The organism is Oscillibacter sp. (assembly GCF_032060045.1).
Lineage (GTDB): Bacteria > Bacillota > Clostridia > Oscillospirales > Oscillospiraceae > Oscillibacter.
Genome location: NZ_DAMBZJ010000046.1, coordinates 1,321 through 15,412 on the forward strand (window position 1 = coordinate 1,321; position 14,092 = coordinate 15,412).

General features: G+C 45.8%; 17 protein-coding genes and 1 pseudogene. 10 read left to right on the forward strand and 8 right to left on the reverse strand.

Features of this window, described 5'->3' with window-relative positions:
• Both RT018_RS14210 and RT018_RS14215 read right to left on the reverse strand, forming a co-directional pair.
• Window positions 1-365 (reverse strand): ImmA/IrrE family metallo-endopeptidase (locus RT018_RS14210; RefSeq protein ID WP_312942957.1); only part of this gene is annotated, 365 nt, incomplete at its 3' end.
• Window positions 358-738, reverse strand: coding sequence for a helix-turn-helix transcriptional regulator (locus RT018_RS14215; RefSeq protein ID WP_312942959.1), 381 nt, complete (start codon window positions 736-738; stop codon window positions 358-360). The genes RT018_RS14215 and RT018_RS14210, both read right to left, overlap by 8 nt.
• Window positions 739-963: 225 nt before the next feature.
• Here RT018_RS14215 and RT018_RS14220 point away from each other — a divergent pair, with 225 nt between their 5' ends.
• From RT018_RS14220 to RT018_RS14245, 6 genes are all read left to right on the forward strand, one after another.
• The gene (locus tag RT018_RS14220; RefSeq protein WP_312942961.1) at window positions 964-1,164 is read left to right on the forward strand and encodes a helix-turn-helix transcriptional regulator; all 201 of its coding nucleotides are present in this window, start codon (window positions 964-966) and stop codon (window positions 1,162-1,164) included.
• A gap of 46 nt (window positions 1,165-1,210) precedes the next feature.
• Window positions 1,211-1,660, forward strand: a complete 450-nt coding sequence (locus RT018_RS14225) for a helix-turn-helix transcriptional regulator (protein WP_312942962.1) — start codon at window positions 1,211-1,213, stop codon at window positions 1,658-1,660.
• A gap of 2 nt (window positions 1,661-1,662) precedes the next feature.
• Window positions 1,663-1,893, forward strand: coding sequence for a hypothetical protein (locus tag RT018_RS14230; protein ID WP_312942964.1), 231 nt, complete (start codon window positions 1,663-1,665; stop codon window positions 1,891-1,893).
• A gap of 252 nt (window positions 1,894-2,145) precedes the next feature.
• Window positions 2,146-2,355, forward strand: coding sequence for a hypothetical protein (locus tag RT018_RS14235; RefSeq protein ID WP_312942966.1), 210 nt, complete (start codon window positions 2,146-2,148; stop codon window positions 2,353-2,355).
• Complete coding sequence (locus tag RT018_RS14240; RefSeq protein WP_312942967.1) at window positions 2,348-3,091, forward strand: hypothetical protein; 744 nt, start codon at window positions 2,348-2,350, stop codon at window positions 3,089-3,091. Before RT018_RS14235 ends, RT018_RS14240 begins: the two co-directional genes overlap by 8 nt.
• Window positions 3,088-3,957, forward strand: a complete 870-nt coding sequence (locus RT018_RS14245; protein ID WP_312942969.1) for a DnaB-like helicase N-terminal domain-containing protein — start codon at window positions 3,088-3,090, stop codon at window positions 3,955-3,957. The genes RT018_RS14240 and RT018_RS14245 overlap by 4 nt, the downstream gene beginning before the upstream one ends.
• A gap of 149 nt (window positions 3,958-4,106) precedes the next feature.
• On the opposite strand, the gene RT018_RS14250 is transcribed toward RT018_RS14245, so the two are convergent.
• Entirely contained in the window at window positions 4,107-4,766 is a 660-nt protein-coding gene (locus RT018_RS14250) for a peroxiredoxin (protein ID WP_312942971.1), read from the reverse strand.
• Between the two features lie 167 nt (window positions 4,767-4,933).
• Between RT018_RS14250 and RT018_RS14255 the strand changes: the two genes are divergently transcribed.
• Genes RT018_RS14255 through RT018_RS14265 form a run of 3 tightly spaced genes read left to right on the forward strand, consistent with a single transcriptional unit; the run spans window position 4,934 to window position 6,413 of the window.
• On the forward strand, window positions 4,934-5,140 hold the full coding sequence (locus tag RT018_RS14255) for a branched-chain amino acid ABC transporter permease (protein WP_312942973.1): 207 nt from the start codon (window positions 4,934-4,936) through the stop codon (window positions 5,138-5,140).
• A 56-nt stretch (window positions 5,141-5,196) separates the two neighbouring features.
• Window positions 5,197-5,358, forward strand: coding sequence for a holin (locus RT018_RS14260; RefSeq protein ID WP_397360405.1), 162 nt, complete (start codon window positions 5,197-5,199; stop codon window positions 5,356-5,358).
• Window positions 5,355-6,413, forward strand: a complete 1,059-nt coding sequence (locus tag RT018_RS14265) for a glycoside hydrolase family protein (protein ID WP_312942977.1) — start codon at window positions 5,355-5,357, stop codon at window positions 6,411-6,413. The genes RT018_RS14260 and RT018_RS14265 overlap by 4 nt, the downstream gene beginning before the upstream one ends.
• Window positions 6,414-6,542: 129 nt before the next feature.
• On the opposite strand, the gene RT018_RS14270 is transcribed toward RT018_RS14265, so the two are convergent.
• The 5 genes from RT018_RS14270 to RT018_RS14290 form a co-directional block, all read right to left on the reverse strand.
• Window positions 6,543-6,827, reverse strand: coding sequence for a hypothetical protein (locus tag RT018_RS14270; RefSeq protein WP_312942979.1), 285 nt, complete (start codon window positions 6,825-6,827; stop codon window positions 6,543-6,545).
• Window positions 6,828-6,965: 138 nt separating this feature from the next.
• Window positions 6,966-7,925, reverse strand: a complete 960-nt coding sequence (locus RT018_RS14275) for an alpha/beta hydrolase (RefSeq protein ID WP_312942980.1) — start codon at window positions 7,923-7,925, stop codon at window positions 6,966-6,968.
• 202 nt (window positions 7,926-8,127) lie between these two features.
• Window positions 8,128-10,500, reverse strand: coding sequence for an AAA family ATPase (locus tag RT018_RS14280; RefSeq protein ID WP_312942981.1), 2,373 nt, complete (start codon window positions 10,498-10,500; stop codon window positions 8,128-8,130).
• 72 nt (window positions 10,501-10,572) lie between these two features.
• Window positions 10,573-11,454, reverse strand: coding sequence for an HNH endonuclease signature motif containing protein (locus RT018_RS14285; RefSeq protein WP_312942983.1), 882 nt, complete (start codon window positions 11,452-11,454; stop codon window positions 10,573-10,575).
• A gap of 221 nt (window positions 11,455-11,675) precedes the next feature.
• Window positions 11,676-12,851, reverse strand: a complete 1,176-nt coding sequence (locus RT018_RS14290) for a diguanylate cyclase domain-containing protein (RefSeq protein WP_312942985.1) — start codon at window positions 12,849-12,851, stop codon at window positions 11,676-11,678.
• 877 nt (window positions 12,852-13,728) lie between these two features.
• On the opposite strand from RT018_RS14290, the pseudogene RT018_RS14295 reads away from it, so the two are divergent.
• Window positions 13,729-14,055: pseudogene (locus RT018_RS14295) on the forward strand (DNA polymerase IV); the annotation flags it as partial.
• Window positions 14,056-14,092: the final 37 nt, after the last annotated feature.

Here is a 14,092-nt window from a genome sequence, read left to right on the forward strand (position 1 = left end):
TCTGTGACGTCGAAGTATTCCGCAAGGGACCAGATATCTGTATACCCTTCAGCCACAGCCTTGTCCAGTTCATTCACAGGGATCAGCCGCATGACTGCCCACCGATCCGCCTGGTGCTCATGCTTCTGCCTGACATCCAGCGAGGCCTCTTCACAATAAAAACTTCCAGTTTCGCAGTGACCCAACTCATGGGCCATGCGCACGGTTTCGAGAGGAATACTGTCCATTTTCCATGGATCTACTGCGATGCAATAAGTACCGTCCTTCATGTCCAGGGAAAGTGAGGACGCGCGTTGCAACGGTATCCAATCCACATCAATGCCACGTTGCTCCGCAAACTTGTACAAGTCCAGCGGATCATTCATGCTTCTGCTTCCTCCGTTGCTCCAGCTTATAACGCATATAGTCTCTGGCATCGTCCCAGAGCATGTCCATCTCTTCTTTGCTCAGGTCTTCCGCGCCTTCAAAAAACGCCGCTCTGATATGTTCTGTTTTTATTGCGTCCCCTCCGGCTGCGGATGGGGGTGCTTTTACTTTTGGCCCTTCGCCAGTGAGTAGGTACTCCGTGGTGGTGTTCAGAATCTCGGCTATTTGGGGAATGTACTTAGTATAGGATTTGCTCTTGCCATTTTTCCAATCCGTAATTGTTTGAGGAATAACACCTATGGATTTTGCGAAGCTCTTTTGTTCAATATCAAGATCTGAAAGCAAGTCGAAAATTCTATCTGGGCAGTCCAAATAAATCACCTCCTTAAAATCAGATAAATTCTTGCTAAAAAATTGTGCAAAGCAACAATAATTAGAAAATATCTTTACAATCAGAATTTTACTTATTATATTATAGCCACAGACTAAAACACAACAGGCTAACGAATGACCCCATTATCTTATTAGTTTTAACTGATAGGTAATTTTATCACGGAAGTACAGATGTTTCAAGACCTTAAGAAGGGAGGAAATACCATGAACAATATCAAGCGGTTTCGGGAGGAGCGCGGCATGAGCCAGACCGACCTTGCCGACCGGCTGGGCATTAAGCCCCCGTCCGTCTGGAAACTGGAAAGGGGGTTGGCAAACCCCGCTTATCCTACGCTGGCCAAGCTGGCGGACATCTTTGGCTGCACCATGGACGAAGTAATGGACCGCGAAATTGCCAGTGCGTAACCTGCGCCCCATATCTCCAGCATACCCCAAAGAAAGGAAATGCGCCATGCCAGAAGGTGGCAGGAATTTTTACAAAATCTACCGGGAGCAGGCAGGATACACGCAGGAACGTGCCGCCGAACTGCTGCCATGCTCCGTCCGGGCACTGGCCCGGTATGAAAGTGGCGAGTGCGGCGTACCGGGGGATCTGGCCTATCGGATGGTACAGCTTTACAACCGCCAGTTTCTGGCCGTGGAGCACCTGCGTAACGAATCCCGGCTGGCAGCGTCCATTATCCCGGCTGTGGATGAGTGCACGCTGCAAACGGCGGCAATCCCGCTAGTTAACCGCGTGCTGCGCTTTGCCGAGGACCACCGGGACCGGCAACTGATGCAGATTATTGAGGACGGTGTGATCACCGGCGACGAGCGCCCGCTAATGGACGATATCATGGCGGATATTACGGAGATTGTACGGGCCTGCACAGAGGTCCGAATTGCAACAAAAGGAGAATGAACATGCAAAAGACCATTGAAACGATGACCCTTAATCAGGTTACACAGCGCCTACGGAAGCTCGGTGTCAAGACCTCAGAGACGCGCGTCGGAACGGCCATACAAAATGGACAATATCCGTGGGCGATTTGTATTCCCGGTCAGAAAAATCTTTGCTACGAAATTTACACCAAACTCTTTGAGGAGTGGGTGGATGAAAGAGCTACCCATGTCTCAGCGGATGCAACAGCATGAAACTGACAAAAAAAGAACCGCCCCGGGTAGCAGCCCGAAGCGGTTCTGTCCAAGGACTTGCGCCCAAGAACGATTGCAGGATTATTATATCACATTTGCTCGAAAGCGCAAGCCCCAATTTTACCGGGGAGGAGGCGCTTTTGACATGAGCATTTGGGTGCTTGGGCTGATCACCATCGGAATTGGCTGGCTGGTTGGCCGGTTGTTTCTGGCTGGTACAAATCATTGATAAAAGAGAGGAGCGGGGTTGAGATGCCGAGCATTACAGAAGATAGGCTGGCAGAGCTGGCCGACAACTGGAACGCGGAGACGAGCGCCCCAGATATGCAGGAGTGGCGGGACGATCTGACGCCGGAGGAAGCAAAGATTATCGACGGATGGGACGGGGTATACGCCGTCGGCGTACATAACATTTGCCGGGATATCATTGCCCAGTGTCGGGAGGGTGAGCGCCATGGCTGAGAGCGTCGTTCGCTTTAAGCGCGGCCGGGGCTTTACCACGATTTACAATTCCGTGGCGCAGGACGAGCGACTCACGTTGGCAACGCGCGGCCTGTTTTCTTTGATGGCCTCGCTCCCACAGGACTGGGATTACAGTGTCTCGGGGCTTGCGGTCAAGGCAAAAACAAGTCGGTATGAAATCCGCAAGTGCCTTGATAATCTGCAAGATGTGGGCTATCTGGAGCGGGAGCAGAGCCACGATACCAGCGGAAAATTTGCGGGTAATGTATACGTTTTGCAGGAGGAAGCGCCCCCCGTTCAGGACGCGCCATCCACCGTTGTTCCAAATTGCCGCAACGGTGAAAACCGTCAGCGGAGTTTGCCGTTGTCGGTGAATTTGACACAACAAAAGAAAGACTTAAACAAAGCAAAGACAGACAAAGCCCCCATACCCCCGGTGGGGGTGGACATGCAGTCGGAACTGTTTGAGCGCTTTTGGAATACATACCCTCGCCACGATGGCAAGACTCCGGCCCGGAAGGCGTGGATGCGGCTGAAGCCGGATATCCAGCTTTGCCGCACAATGGCTGCGGCGCTGAAGCAGCAAAAACAATCCGAGAGCTGGCAGCGGGATAACGGCAGGTACATCCCCATGCCCGCAACATGGCTCAACCAACGCCGATGGGAGGACGAACTGCCGCAGTCTGCACCCGAAGGCGTGGCAGTTGTGAAAAGCGAGGGGGTCCGGTTCGTATGAAAACCAGTCCGTCGGAGCTTCTGAATGCGCAGGTGTCTTTGCTCGGCTCCATGCTGCTGGACGAGACTGTCATTGCCCCCATACTGGCGCTGGTGGCGGACTCGGATTTCATCGAGCCGCGCTACCGGATGATCTATCTGGCGATCAAGCGGCTTTTCTCCAATTCTGGAAAAGTGGACGCCGTGACGGTCAACGGTGCGCTTGGAAATACATACGGCGATCTGCTGTGCCAGATCATGGAGGTCACGCCTACCGCCGCCAACTGGGAGGCGTATGCCGAGCAACTGAAAAGTCAGGCGCTGCTGTACCACCTGCAGGAGATCGGAAATCAGCTCGCGGTTGCGGTCGATCCGGACGGCGGGCGGGACCTGATCGACAAGGCAAACAAACTGCTGGTAGGTCGTACCGGCATCAAGCGCATGACGATGAAGGAGGGCTTTGCAAATTTCTTCGATCGGCATGACGGCAGCACGCCCCCGGTGTTCATCCGCTGGGGCATGAGCTTTCTGGACCAGCGCATCTATGCGGAGCGGGGCGACATGATTGTTCTGGCGTTGCTGCTGGGTCTCATGATGGAGCGCATGGGCGCGGAGCTGCCGTGGCGGTGTCCAATTTGGACACAAGCCATCCTGTGCGGCCTTACTATCACGGCGGCGGAATTTCTGGCCGGGTGCGTCCTGAACCTCTGGTTGGGGTGGCGTGTCTGGGACTACTCCGGAATGCCGGGGAATCTGCTGGGGCAGGTCTACCCGGAGTTTGCGGCCTTGTGGTGCCTCGTCAGCGGACCGGTGATCGTGGGGCTGGACTGGATGCGGTACGCCGTCCGAGGCGGCCAGAGGCCGCGATACTATTTGCGAGGGAGTTAATATGGAGGGCTTTGACGTTAGAGTGGCGAAGATTGATTAGATGTTAAAGCCCAATGCTCACCCACTGGATGATCTGGAGGAAAAAGTGGGTGCCCAAGGAAAATGTACTTTAAATATAAAAATTCCGCCCCGAAGTGGGGCGGAATAGGTTACTTATGATCGGAATTTTCGGGAAGCTCCTTGCCGCACAAAAACCAGTCTCTACAGGTAAGTCCCTCGCTCTGTGGATCAGTCTGGCGAGAAATCAGAGCGTTATAAGTTTGAGGTGGAGGGACTAGAACAGGCTGTCCGGGTTGCCAGTTTGCTGGCGTAACTACATGGTATTGGTCACTGGTTTGCAAAGCTGTGACCAGACGAAGAATTTCGGGTATACTCCTGCCATTTGTAAGGGGATAGATCAAAATAGCGCGGATTTTCTGATCGGGGTCGATAATAAACACATTACGTACGGTTTCTTGCTTGCTGACGTCTGGGGCAATCATCCCATACATTCGAGCAACATCTCCCATGCGGTCGGCCACAACCGGGAAAGGAATCTGAACACCAGTGGTCAGGTATATCGCGTACACCCAGGCAAGATGAGATGGATTGCTGTCGATACTCAATCCCAAAAGTTGAGTGTTCTTATCTGCAAACTCCTGTTGTGCTTGTGAAAAAGCAATGAATTCAGTGGTACAAACTGGCGTAAAGTCGCCGGGATGTGAGAAAAAAACCACCCATTTACCCTTGAAGTCAGACATTTTTATAGGGCCAAACGTTGTGACCGCGGTGAAGTCAGGCGCTTGCATGCCTATGGAAAGATGATCCATTAATGCACCTCCTCTATACAATTTATGCTGGAAAAGAGTGGATGCTACTTGGTGGTGAGCCGATGACAGGACGAAAAGCCGTTGGCGCGATTATCTTGCTGGACTGGATGCGGTACGCCGTCAGAGGTGGCGAGAGGCCCAGATATACGTGGAAGTGAGGACGGAGAATGTACATCAACGCGGAGACAATCAATGATTTGGCACGACTGCTTGGCTCCCTAATGATGATTGGCGGTGCAGTGCTGTCGATCTACAAGTTTATCGAGCGCGACCGGACGCAAAGCAAGACCATCCGGGCCATCCAGACGGAGCAGACGCTGCTGTGCTATGGCATCAAGGCGTGCTTGCAGGGGCTTTGCGGAGCAGGGCTGTAACGGCCCCGTGCATGACGCGCTGGACAAGCTGGAAGGTATAGGCCAAGGCCGCCGTGGTGCGGGGAATCAAGACCGTGGCGCAGACAGCGGTGGCAACCATCGGGACGGCTGCGGTGCTGGGCGCGGTGAACTGGACGATGGTGGTATCCGCGTCCGTGCTGGCGGGGGTGCTGTCCGTGCTGACGAGCGTGGCGGGACTGCCGGAGGTGAAGGCGTGAGCATCACGCAGGCCGGGACGCTGGCCCCGGAGCTGCTGGCCAGCGTCCGCCTTTACATCAATACCAAGCAATACAAGGAGCGGGATGCATGGAAGATTCTCGACGAGACCGGCGGCGACTTCCTGATCGGCGGGCCGATTTATCTAAAGGACAAGCGGGGCCTGCCGACCGGGCCGTGCTGTCACATCAAAGCAGACGGGGATGTGCTGTGCAAGCCGACCTACACCGCCTATGGCATTGCGTGGGACAAGCCTTTGGACTGGGCTATGGAATCGCTGCCGGGCAGCACAAAGGCCAACTATGTGATGTGTGTCCCGCTGATCGTCCATGGTGTGCCTGTTGCAAAACCCAACTATCAGCCGGATATGGCGTACCGCTGTGCAAGGCAGGCCGTCGGCCGCAAGCAGGGCAGGGTGGCGTGGTATGCCTCCAGGGACAAGCTGACGCCGGAGGAACTGCGGGACCGGCTGGCGGCCTACGGTTGGGAGGAGGCGGTCATGCTGGACGGCGGCGGTAGCACCATATTCTTTAGCCGGGACGGCGGCAACTGGTACTGCGACGGCGGCCGGGTGTTGTACAGCTACATCGTCTTCACGCTGGCCAAAAAGGCGGAGGTGCACCCTACGTCCATCGGCGTGGCCGGGCTGGCGCTCATCAAGCAGTTTGAGGGCTGCCGTCTAAAGGCGTACAAACCGTTCAGCTATGAGAAATACTGGACGATCGGCTGGGGCCACTACGGAGCGGACGTCGCCCAGAGGCAGACGATCACTCAGGTACAGGCGGATGCCATGCTGGTGGCTGACCTGAAGAAGTATGAGAAGTACGTGCTGGACAAGGCGTACTGTCCCATCACCGACCGTCTGACGCAGAACCAGTTTGACGCGCTGGTGAGCTTCACGTACAACTGCGGAGGCGGGTGCCTGAAGACGTTGTGCAAAAGTCGCACGGCGGCGCAGATTGCGGCGAAGCTGCCGCTCTATAACAAGAGCGGGGGCAGGGCCATCAAGGGACTGACGAGGAGAAGGATGGCGGAGCAGGCGCTGTTTAATAAGTGATGTGTCCGAATCGGACACAAAGAGAAGGACCCCCGGAGAGCGATGCTCGCCGGGGGCTTTCGGTGTAAACGTACTGCGTAGCTCCAATTAAAAGGCAGTCTCCTCGTCTTGCAATTGATAAATTGAATTTTAGTCCAATTGATTAAGATATTGTTTTGCTTCAAGTAAGTTCATTTGGGTTTGTTCGCGAATTTTCTTAACGGCTTCGACAGATTTTCCGTCCCGTTTTAACTGAATTATTTGCTTTTTTACTTCATCAGTAACATAACAAGAGGATAAGAAATCGCAACCTGCTAGTATGGCTAATTGGTTTAATCGTTTTTCTTGGTCTCGAATTTTCCTTTTCAATGCTGAAATTTCATTATATGCCAGCAGCCCGGAAATGCATACTAATGCGATAGCGGAATATTCCATTCGTCATTTTCCTTTACATATTATTATGTTGCTCTGTTTTTCTGTTTGCAAGCCAAAGGGGCACCCCCTTAGCTTGTCCATTGTAAACACACTGCGAAATTCAAACTCTCTAAGAACTTGCCAAGTTTGCTTATAATTTTATTCTAGGTTATCCTTGAGAAACTCATTAATATAGTTTTCTACCTCGTCATAGTTAGACCAATATAGGTAATGTTCCGAATCATTGACGGTTATTTGCTTACTGCTTTCAGACCATGACGCAAGCTGCATTTGAACATCATTCCATGCGTTTCCATTGTCAGAGGAAAGAACAAGTATTGGTATCTGCCCTAATGACGGTCCGGCAAGAACTTTCGTAGCATTTTCATTGATAAGCTTAAGGGTATTGAGTGAAGAGGAATTTCCTGTAAACCGATAGTACATTGCTTTGTCTAAGCTCTTCAGATTATCCGGCAGTTGTCGATTTCTAATATTCTCGCCATATATCGGCAAGAGAAGCCCTAGCTCTCCAAACAGACGATTAATGCCAACTGTTCTGATAAAGGCTGATCCGCGGTTCATTGTTTTGGCAAGAAGCTCTGAATCTGCACTATAAAACTCTGGGCATCCCGAATCCAAAAATATGATCCCGGCTACTCTTTCGGGGTGCGCCTGTGCATAACCGATAGCTTCTAAAGAGCCTAGGGAATGGCAAAGCAAATAAATTGGTTTATTGGGAGCAACAGTGTTTATTAAAACAGAAAGCTCATTAACAAGATTTTCAATCGTGCGAGCAGTTTCTGTATCCGTGCTCCAACCGCTTCCTGCATGGTCAAATGTAATAGTCTGCCCCATAGTTGACAACTTGTTTTGAAGCGCATAAAAATCTGTGTAGGCACAAGGTGTCCCCGAACCCGTTATAAAAACAAATGCAACTTCACCATCACCTTTTGAATAGTAATGTGCTTGATATGTTTCCAGATCAGCATATTCACCGATTGCAGAGTATGTGTTTCTTTCGATATGTATCATAACAGATTGCCAAATTACTCCTAAAACGAGAATCACGACTAGCAGAACTAATATAATAGGCCTTTTTGATTTTGTTTTCCGTTTCATTAGTACTCCAAATGTAGATTATTTAAATTATAAATTTTTCTTCCATAGTGCATCATAAACATTACGGGAAACTCACAGAGAAAATTTAATCATTTTAACAAGCATTTAGACATAGCCGAAAGCTTTCTGCAGTCTTTTACTCTAACAAGTTCGTCTTGCATACCAAGTCGCATCGTCACTTGAATATATGTTTTAATTATGGTTAAGTCCCAATAGTTGCAGACCATTTATCCAAGTCGGCTTCTGCTTCAGTCAAGTGAGAAAGTAAATGAGTTTTGTTAAGGCAATAGATGAAGCACAGAATATCCTTAGCAGTACGCTGCTTTTCACTTGATGATAGGTGACTGAAGAAACTCGTCTCTGGAGCACCCTGCATACCTTCCTCTGCGTGACTTTCAGTATTAAGTACTAACCTATACATAAGATTTCGATAGTATGTTTTAGACGTTTGATTCGGAAGTAGATTGATTACCTTGTCATCAAGGCTGACATCAATAATACCTTTTTTGTATGAAAATGACGCAAATGCTTCCAATACTCTACGCATTACATTACCAATCACCAAATCTAATTCATCATTTTCATTTAATGCATATTGGTACATCATATGTAGCAGTTGCGAATATTCATTGTGACTCTTATGACTAAAATCTAATAGCAACTTGTTTTTAAGTTGAAATACTCTAAATTGGGCATAAGTTGATATCTTTTCACAATGCTTTGAAATTTCCTCAAGAGCTTTTTCCAAATCAAAGATGACACTTACATCATGCGTCATCAGCAAGACTTTTGTAGTTGTGCAACCATCTAGAACTTGCTCTAACTTCCATCTTAGGAACGACAGTATTCCTATTCGGTTTTCTACATCAAAGCTTGATATTGGGTCGTCAATGACCAAAAGTAGCTCGTCAGTATACTTTGCTTTTGCATCCATATCTTTGGCAATCTCAGCGAAGTAATAGCATAGAGCGATGGCATTCCGCTCTCCACAGGATACATTGCTAGGATTTACTGTGACACCATTTGATTTCAAGTGGTATAATTGATCATTCCCCAACTCTATTGTAAGGCGCTTGTCCGAAAAGAAAATGTATTTAAGTGATTCATTTATCTCATCTGCGGCAATGAGATAATTCTTACGTTTCATATCCAACATTGCCTTATTGGTTTCAAGTATAGTCTGCTGCGCTAACAACTGTTGCCTTTTTTCGTCTGCATAATTTTTTACATCTTGCTGTGCTTGAAAAGTCGCAAAATCCTTTTCTATCATTAAATGAGCGATGCTGTCGTTAATTATTAATAGCGATTTTTGTGTCTTTGACTTATCGTTGACCATCTGATTAAAATCATCGATTTCAATCTTTAGCTTTTTGAATGCCGTTGAAAGCGAGTTGGCTATGGCTGTTAAGCCAATGGATTGAGAATAGCTGTGAGGTGAAAAAGGATTATCAAATTTTTCTTGAATCGCAGCATTGTGAGTATGAACAGATTTGTTGTAGCTGTCTATTTCAGTGCAAAGAGCTTCGAACGACGGCAAATTGCTGTAAATACGAAATGCTTCCGCTGGTATTTCTGAAACTTGCAGTTTCATTAATCCAGACTTGAATTCTTCAATCTCCCGATTTAAAATGCCATCGATTTCTTGCAATGTCTCTGCTCTATATTCGTCACTGATAGTCTGTAGGCACTTGTCGCAAATGTTATTTTTCATATCTGCAAGGAAAGTTCTTACTTCTGTTATCTGCTGCAGGCCGAAGAGATTTAATATTTCCTGTTCTCTGTGAGTCAGCTGGGGCTTTTCTATTGTTTTGGAAAGCATAGATATTACGCTGCTCTCAATGGTCGTTGTATCTGGCAAGCAAAATGAATTCTGCGGTAAAAGTGCGGTATTTGCATCAATCGCCGAAAAGCGTGTAAAAAGAGATTTAAAATCCTTTTTTAGCTCGTCAATTGGTTTATCCGGTTTAAGACCCGCAATTCTTAATATTTCCGTTTGATTTACTGCTAATTTTACTTTCTGTCCTTTTATTCTTGAACCGATGTCAGCCCACCCATCTGTCTCTTTCAATGTATCGCACATTTTTGAAAGCCAATGCTTGGGTGACGTTACATCATTGTTATTTTCATATCTAAGGCATTCGGCTTCTTGTGCAGATACCTCTTCTTTTTTCTTTTTTAATTGAACTTCGATTTTATCAATTTTCTCATCAAGGGATACCTGTTCCCCCAACAACACTATTGCATTTAAACCGGAATCTCTGATTTTAACTCGGGAAGAAATGTAGTCCTCGTCAAATATATAGAATTTTTCAGGTTTTCCAGTAGGCGTAATCTTAATACTGGCCGAGTTGGCAAGCGGAGTCAACGTTACTGTTCGAGGATTGATCGAATCTCTGTATTCACGGAATCCTTGAGCAATTGTACTTTTTCCACTCCCATTTTTCCCGTATAATAGAGCCACACGGTTGGATTTAGATGGCTTTGGATGCTTGGGGAATAGCTCTAGTATTGCCGGGGAAGAAAAATAAGATGATGAAACATTTATCCCGGTCATACTTTCAATTGCTGTTGCCATGCTTTTTACTTCCTCTCATTATCTATACTTATCTTGCTAAAAAACGATTTTTATCTTGGATTGTTTTAATATTCACCAATACATTTGGTAAAAATACTTTGGTAGGATTAGTTTACTGCTTTTTTGTATGTTACATTCTCTGCATAATATTTGAAAATTAGTAGCATCATTTGTCCCTGCCTGTTCGAGAGGAATTATATGATCATATTGAAGTAATGCATCGTCGTTAATTGCTAGTAATCCAGATAAATCCTTACCGCAATGCTGACATCTTCCATTATCTCGATAAAAAACAGCTCTCTTTAGCCATTCCGGCAAATATTGGCACCGTTTAATATGCTTTTGGTCATCAAAATAATGTTCGGGTAAGAATATACTATTAACGTAATTAGAGAGAAATTTATTAAACTTAAATAAAAACCCTTTGTTATCATAAAGTAAATAAAACGTTGCCTCAATTATGTTTGACTCTATTAAGTCGAAGTTTTGAAACATATCATCATAAAGCGCCCTGATATTTTCTTCGTATTCATAGTCCGACAAATCTGCATCTATATTTTTTTCATCAAAATCCTTAATGATAGTTCTATAGTCACATATAGGAACACCATATTCCGCTAATATTCTTGCTGTTTTATCGATATAGTCGATAATGAAATCTGCTTCAAGGTCAGAACAAATTTCATCTAGGAAATAATAGCGCTCATTATATAAATAATGATACAAATATTGCTCACAAAAATGATGTAATAATGTAAATTGTGTTGGCTTCAATGCATTAGACTCGCCATCATTAAAAATAGTACTAATTATTGTATCTGCGTCCATACACTGCATATGACCCAACTTATTCAATTCGGCTTGGATGTCATCAGAGTTAAAGCAATTTATTATTTCAGCTGCCATTTTGTAATTGAATCCCATGTTTATTGGTTTAATTTTTCCATATTCCATAGAGTTTACCTTCAACATAAAATTTGACATAGACGTCGAATGCTTAAGTGAATATTGCTTTCAAAATTAGCTATCTTGAATTTCGCAGCATTACTAAAACATGCCGTTGGACGAGCTTCGCAGTATTGCTATGATGTGACACTGTCCGAGCTTTGAATCTTTGCGATTTTCTGTTGGCAAGCCCAAGGGAGTACCCCTTGGGCTTGTTCTATTAAACATAATTACACGTTTGTCTGTATCGTGTTATGATACTCATGCTGCAATTTATCTGACTTATTTCGGCTTTTATCTTCATACATCAGATTATCTATATGCTTGATAAATTGCTGAATTGTCATGCTGGACTTACAATTTAATATGTCAAAGCCTACGCTGAAGTTTATAGAATAGGGGAGACCGCTGTTTTGGTTAAACTTCTTGACATTTGTTTTGAGTCTTTCGACCATGTTAGATAATTCAACTTTTCCATCAACCTTTACAACGACGACAAATTCGTCCCCTCCGTAGCGGCAAATTATGTCTTCTTTTCTAAAACTGTTTTTAAGTATTCTTCCAGCTTCCACAAGTGCCGCATCCCCGGCAATATGTCCCCACAAATCGTTTATCTTCTTAAATGAATCCAGATCGCTCATAATGATTCCAAGCATGACACCCTTGTCACAACTCCTGAAACATTCCTGCATATAATTATCAAACTGCCTACGGTTGTATAACCCAGTCAAGGAATCTGTATATAGTTGACTGTTTTGAATATTAATAAAAATAATAAAAATTGAAATTGTTGTGCAGTTCCAAACAATTGAAATTCCATAAAATAGAGATTGTATGATTCCGCCAATAAAAGGTGGTAATGCAAATAGCAGCAGTGGAATATATGCTTTGTATTCAACAGATTTTCTTTTATTAATAATGTAAATTAAGGAATAAAAAAGGTAAAAATAACAGATTGAAGCCATTAAATAAAAAAGAGGCCCTCTGCTGTAAATGTTATTCTGGTCTATAACGAACAAAAAACCAAAAAGAGCACTAAGCAATGCTAGGACTAAATTGATAAACAAGGGAATTGCCAGAGGTATAAACAACTTTTTAATGTGACTTTCATCTCTGTTTATTTGATAATCTGCATACACGCTCCACAAAAAGCACGAAACTGGAGTCATTGCACTGTATACCACCGCTATAATGATGGATACGACTCTTAGGGCTGCGCCCGGCTTGCCATTTAAAATCCATTGTAAAGAATCTAAAATAAGTAAAACAGCATTTGCCTCTAGCATTAGTAAAAATATTTTTTGGTCATATAGATATTTTTTGTCTTTATTATGAATGTTAACGTAACAAAGAATGAGAAATACCAAAGAAAAAACATTAAGTTCCACATATGATAGGGCGCTCATTTTTTCACCTCACCTGTGATTAAATAATAACCATTACATTAATCGACTTGCCGGGTATTTTCATAATAATATTCATCGCTGAGACCGTCAATAGGTTCTCGGCATTCGGCCTCAACGACCGATACCCTTACGTTTTTTCCAGTCTGCCGTGCGCTTTGCCGAGGCGGCTCGAGCCTTTTTCACTCTAAGAATATAATTGAGACGGCTAAAACATTGATTGCAGTCAACGCTAAGAAAACAGCGTCACAGCCAAGATCCCCCCGTTGTAGCAGTCAGTTTCAACAAATTCTTTTGCATATGACACCACAGTGAGAGAATGCCGACAGGTACCTTTTTCTTCACTGGCAAATTCCCCTCACGCCATAAACCGTTTCAACTTAAATGAATAATCAGAACTCATTTTAGTTGCCCATCATTGCTGTGACATGTAGTTGGACGAGCTTCGTGTACTTGCTATTAAGCGCTCTTCCAAAAGATTATACCAGAATTTAACAAACTTCAACTGTTTTTTTCAATAACCGATGATGTGCCCTAATTGGGCACAAAAAGTCCCCCGACGAACGTGATGCTCGCCGGGGGGCTTTATAATAGGGCGGGATCGCCAGTTCCTGAGGTGTCTGAAGGCTCCAATACAGCAGATCGGGGGCTACGCTGCCATGTGACTCCAGTAGGACAGGGGCCTTGGTGGGGGGATATACGGCACCGGGCGTAAACTGATAGCGTCCACACACTGTAGGCACCTGCTTTCGGTTCAAATAAGTTTTCTATACCGGATATAGTATAGCGTATTTTCTGATACGCCTATTCTGCTAACAATAACTCCCACTTGCATAATGGAACCTTTGTTCTATATAATATAAGCAGTGGAGGTGATGACATGGCGCGCAGCATTTTACACGTCGATCAAAATTGCTTTTATGCATCCGTAGAAATGCAGCGGCATCCAGAGCTGCGAAACAGACCCCTCGCGGTCTGCGGCAGTCAGGAAGCGCGGCACGGCATTGTGCTGACGGCAAATTATCTGGCAAAGCCCTTCGGCGTGAAAACGGGCATGGCCATCTGGCAAGCAAAACAGAAATGCCCGGATCTAATTGTGCTGCCTCCGGATATGGCGGAGTATATCCGTTTTAGTAGGATGGCGCGGGAAATTTATGCGGATTACACGGATCAGATCGAGCCCTTCGGGTTGGATGAAGCATGGGTGCGCCCGTAAGTCGCAGTAATGCGGCGCGGGTAGAATG

Coding starts and splice junctions, on each gene's coding strand:
- RT018_RS14245 (WP_312942969.1), top strand. CDS start 3,088: ATGAAAACCAGTCCGTCGGAGCTTCTGAATGCGCAGGTGTCTTTGCTC.
- RT018_RS14280 (WP_312942981.1), bottom strand. CDS start 10,500: ATGGCAACAGCAATTGAAAGTATGACCGGGATAAATGTTTCATCATCT.
- RT018_RS14230 (WP_312942964.1), top strand. CDS start 1,663: ATGCAAAAGACCATTGAAACGATGACCCTTAATCAGGTTACACAGCGC.
- RT018_RS14240 (WP_312942967.1), top strand. CDS start 2,348: ATGGCTGAGAGCGTCGTTCGCTTTAAGCGCGGCCGGGGCTTTACCACG.
- RT018_RS14275 (WP_312942980.1), bottom strand. CDS start 7,925: ATGAAACGGAAAACAAAATCAAAAAGGCCTATTATATTAGTTCTGCTA.
- RT018_RS14290 (WP_312942985.1), bottom strand. CDS start 12,851: ATGAGCGCCCTATCATATGTGGAACTTAATGTTTTTTCTTTGGTATTT.
- RT018_RS14220 (WP_312942961.1), top strand. CDS start 964: ATGAACAATATCAAGCGGTTTCGGGAGGAGCGCGGCATGAGCCAGACC.
- RT018_RS14255 (WP_312942973.1), top strand. CDS start 4,934: ATGTACATCAACGCGGAGACAATCAATGATTTGGCACGACTGCTTGGC.
- RT018_RS14250 (WP_312942971.1), bottom strand. CDS start 4,766: ATGGATCATCTTTCCATAGGCATGCAAGCGCCTGACTTCACCGCGGTC.
- RT018_RS14225 (WP_312942962.1), top strand. CDS start 1,211: ATGCCAGAAGGTGGCAGGAATTTTTACAAAATCTACCGGGAGCAGGCA.
- RT018_RS14270 (WP_312942979.1), bottom strand. CDS start 6,827: ATGGAATATTCCGCTATCGCATTAGTATGCATTTCCGGGCTGCTGGCA.
- RT018_RS14285 (WP_312942983.1), bottom strand. CDS start 11,454: ATGGAATATGGAAAAATTAAACCAATAAACATGGGATTCAATTACAAA.
- RT018_RS14235 (WP_312942966.1), top strand. CDS start 2,146: ATGCCGAGCATTACAGAAGATAGGCTGGCAGAGCTGGCCGACAACTGG.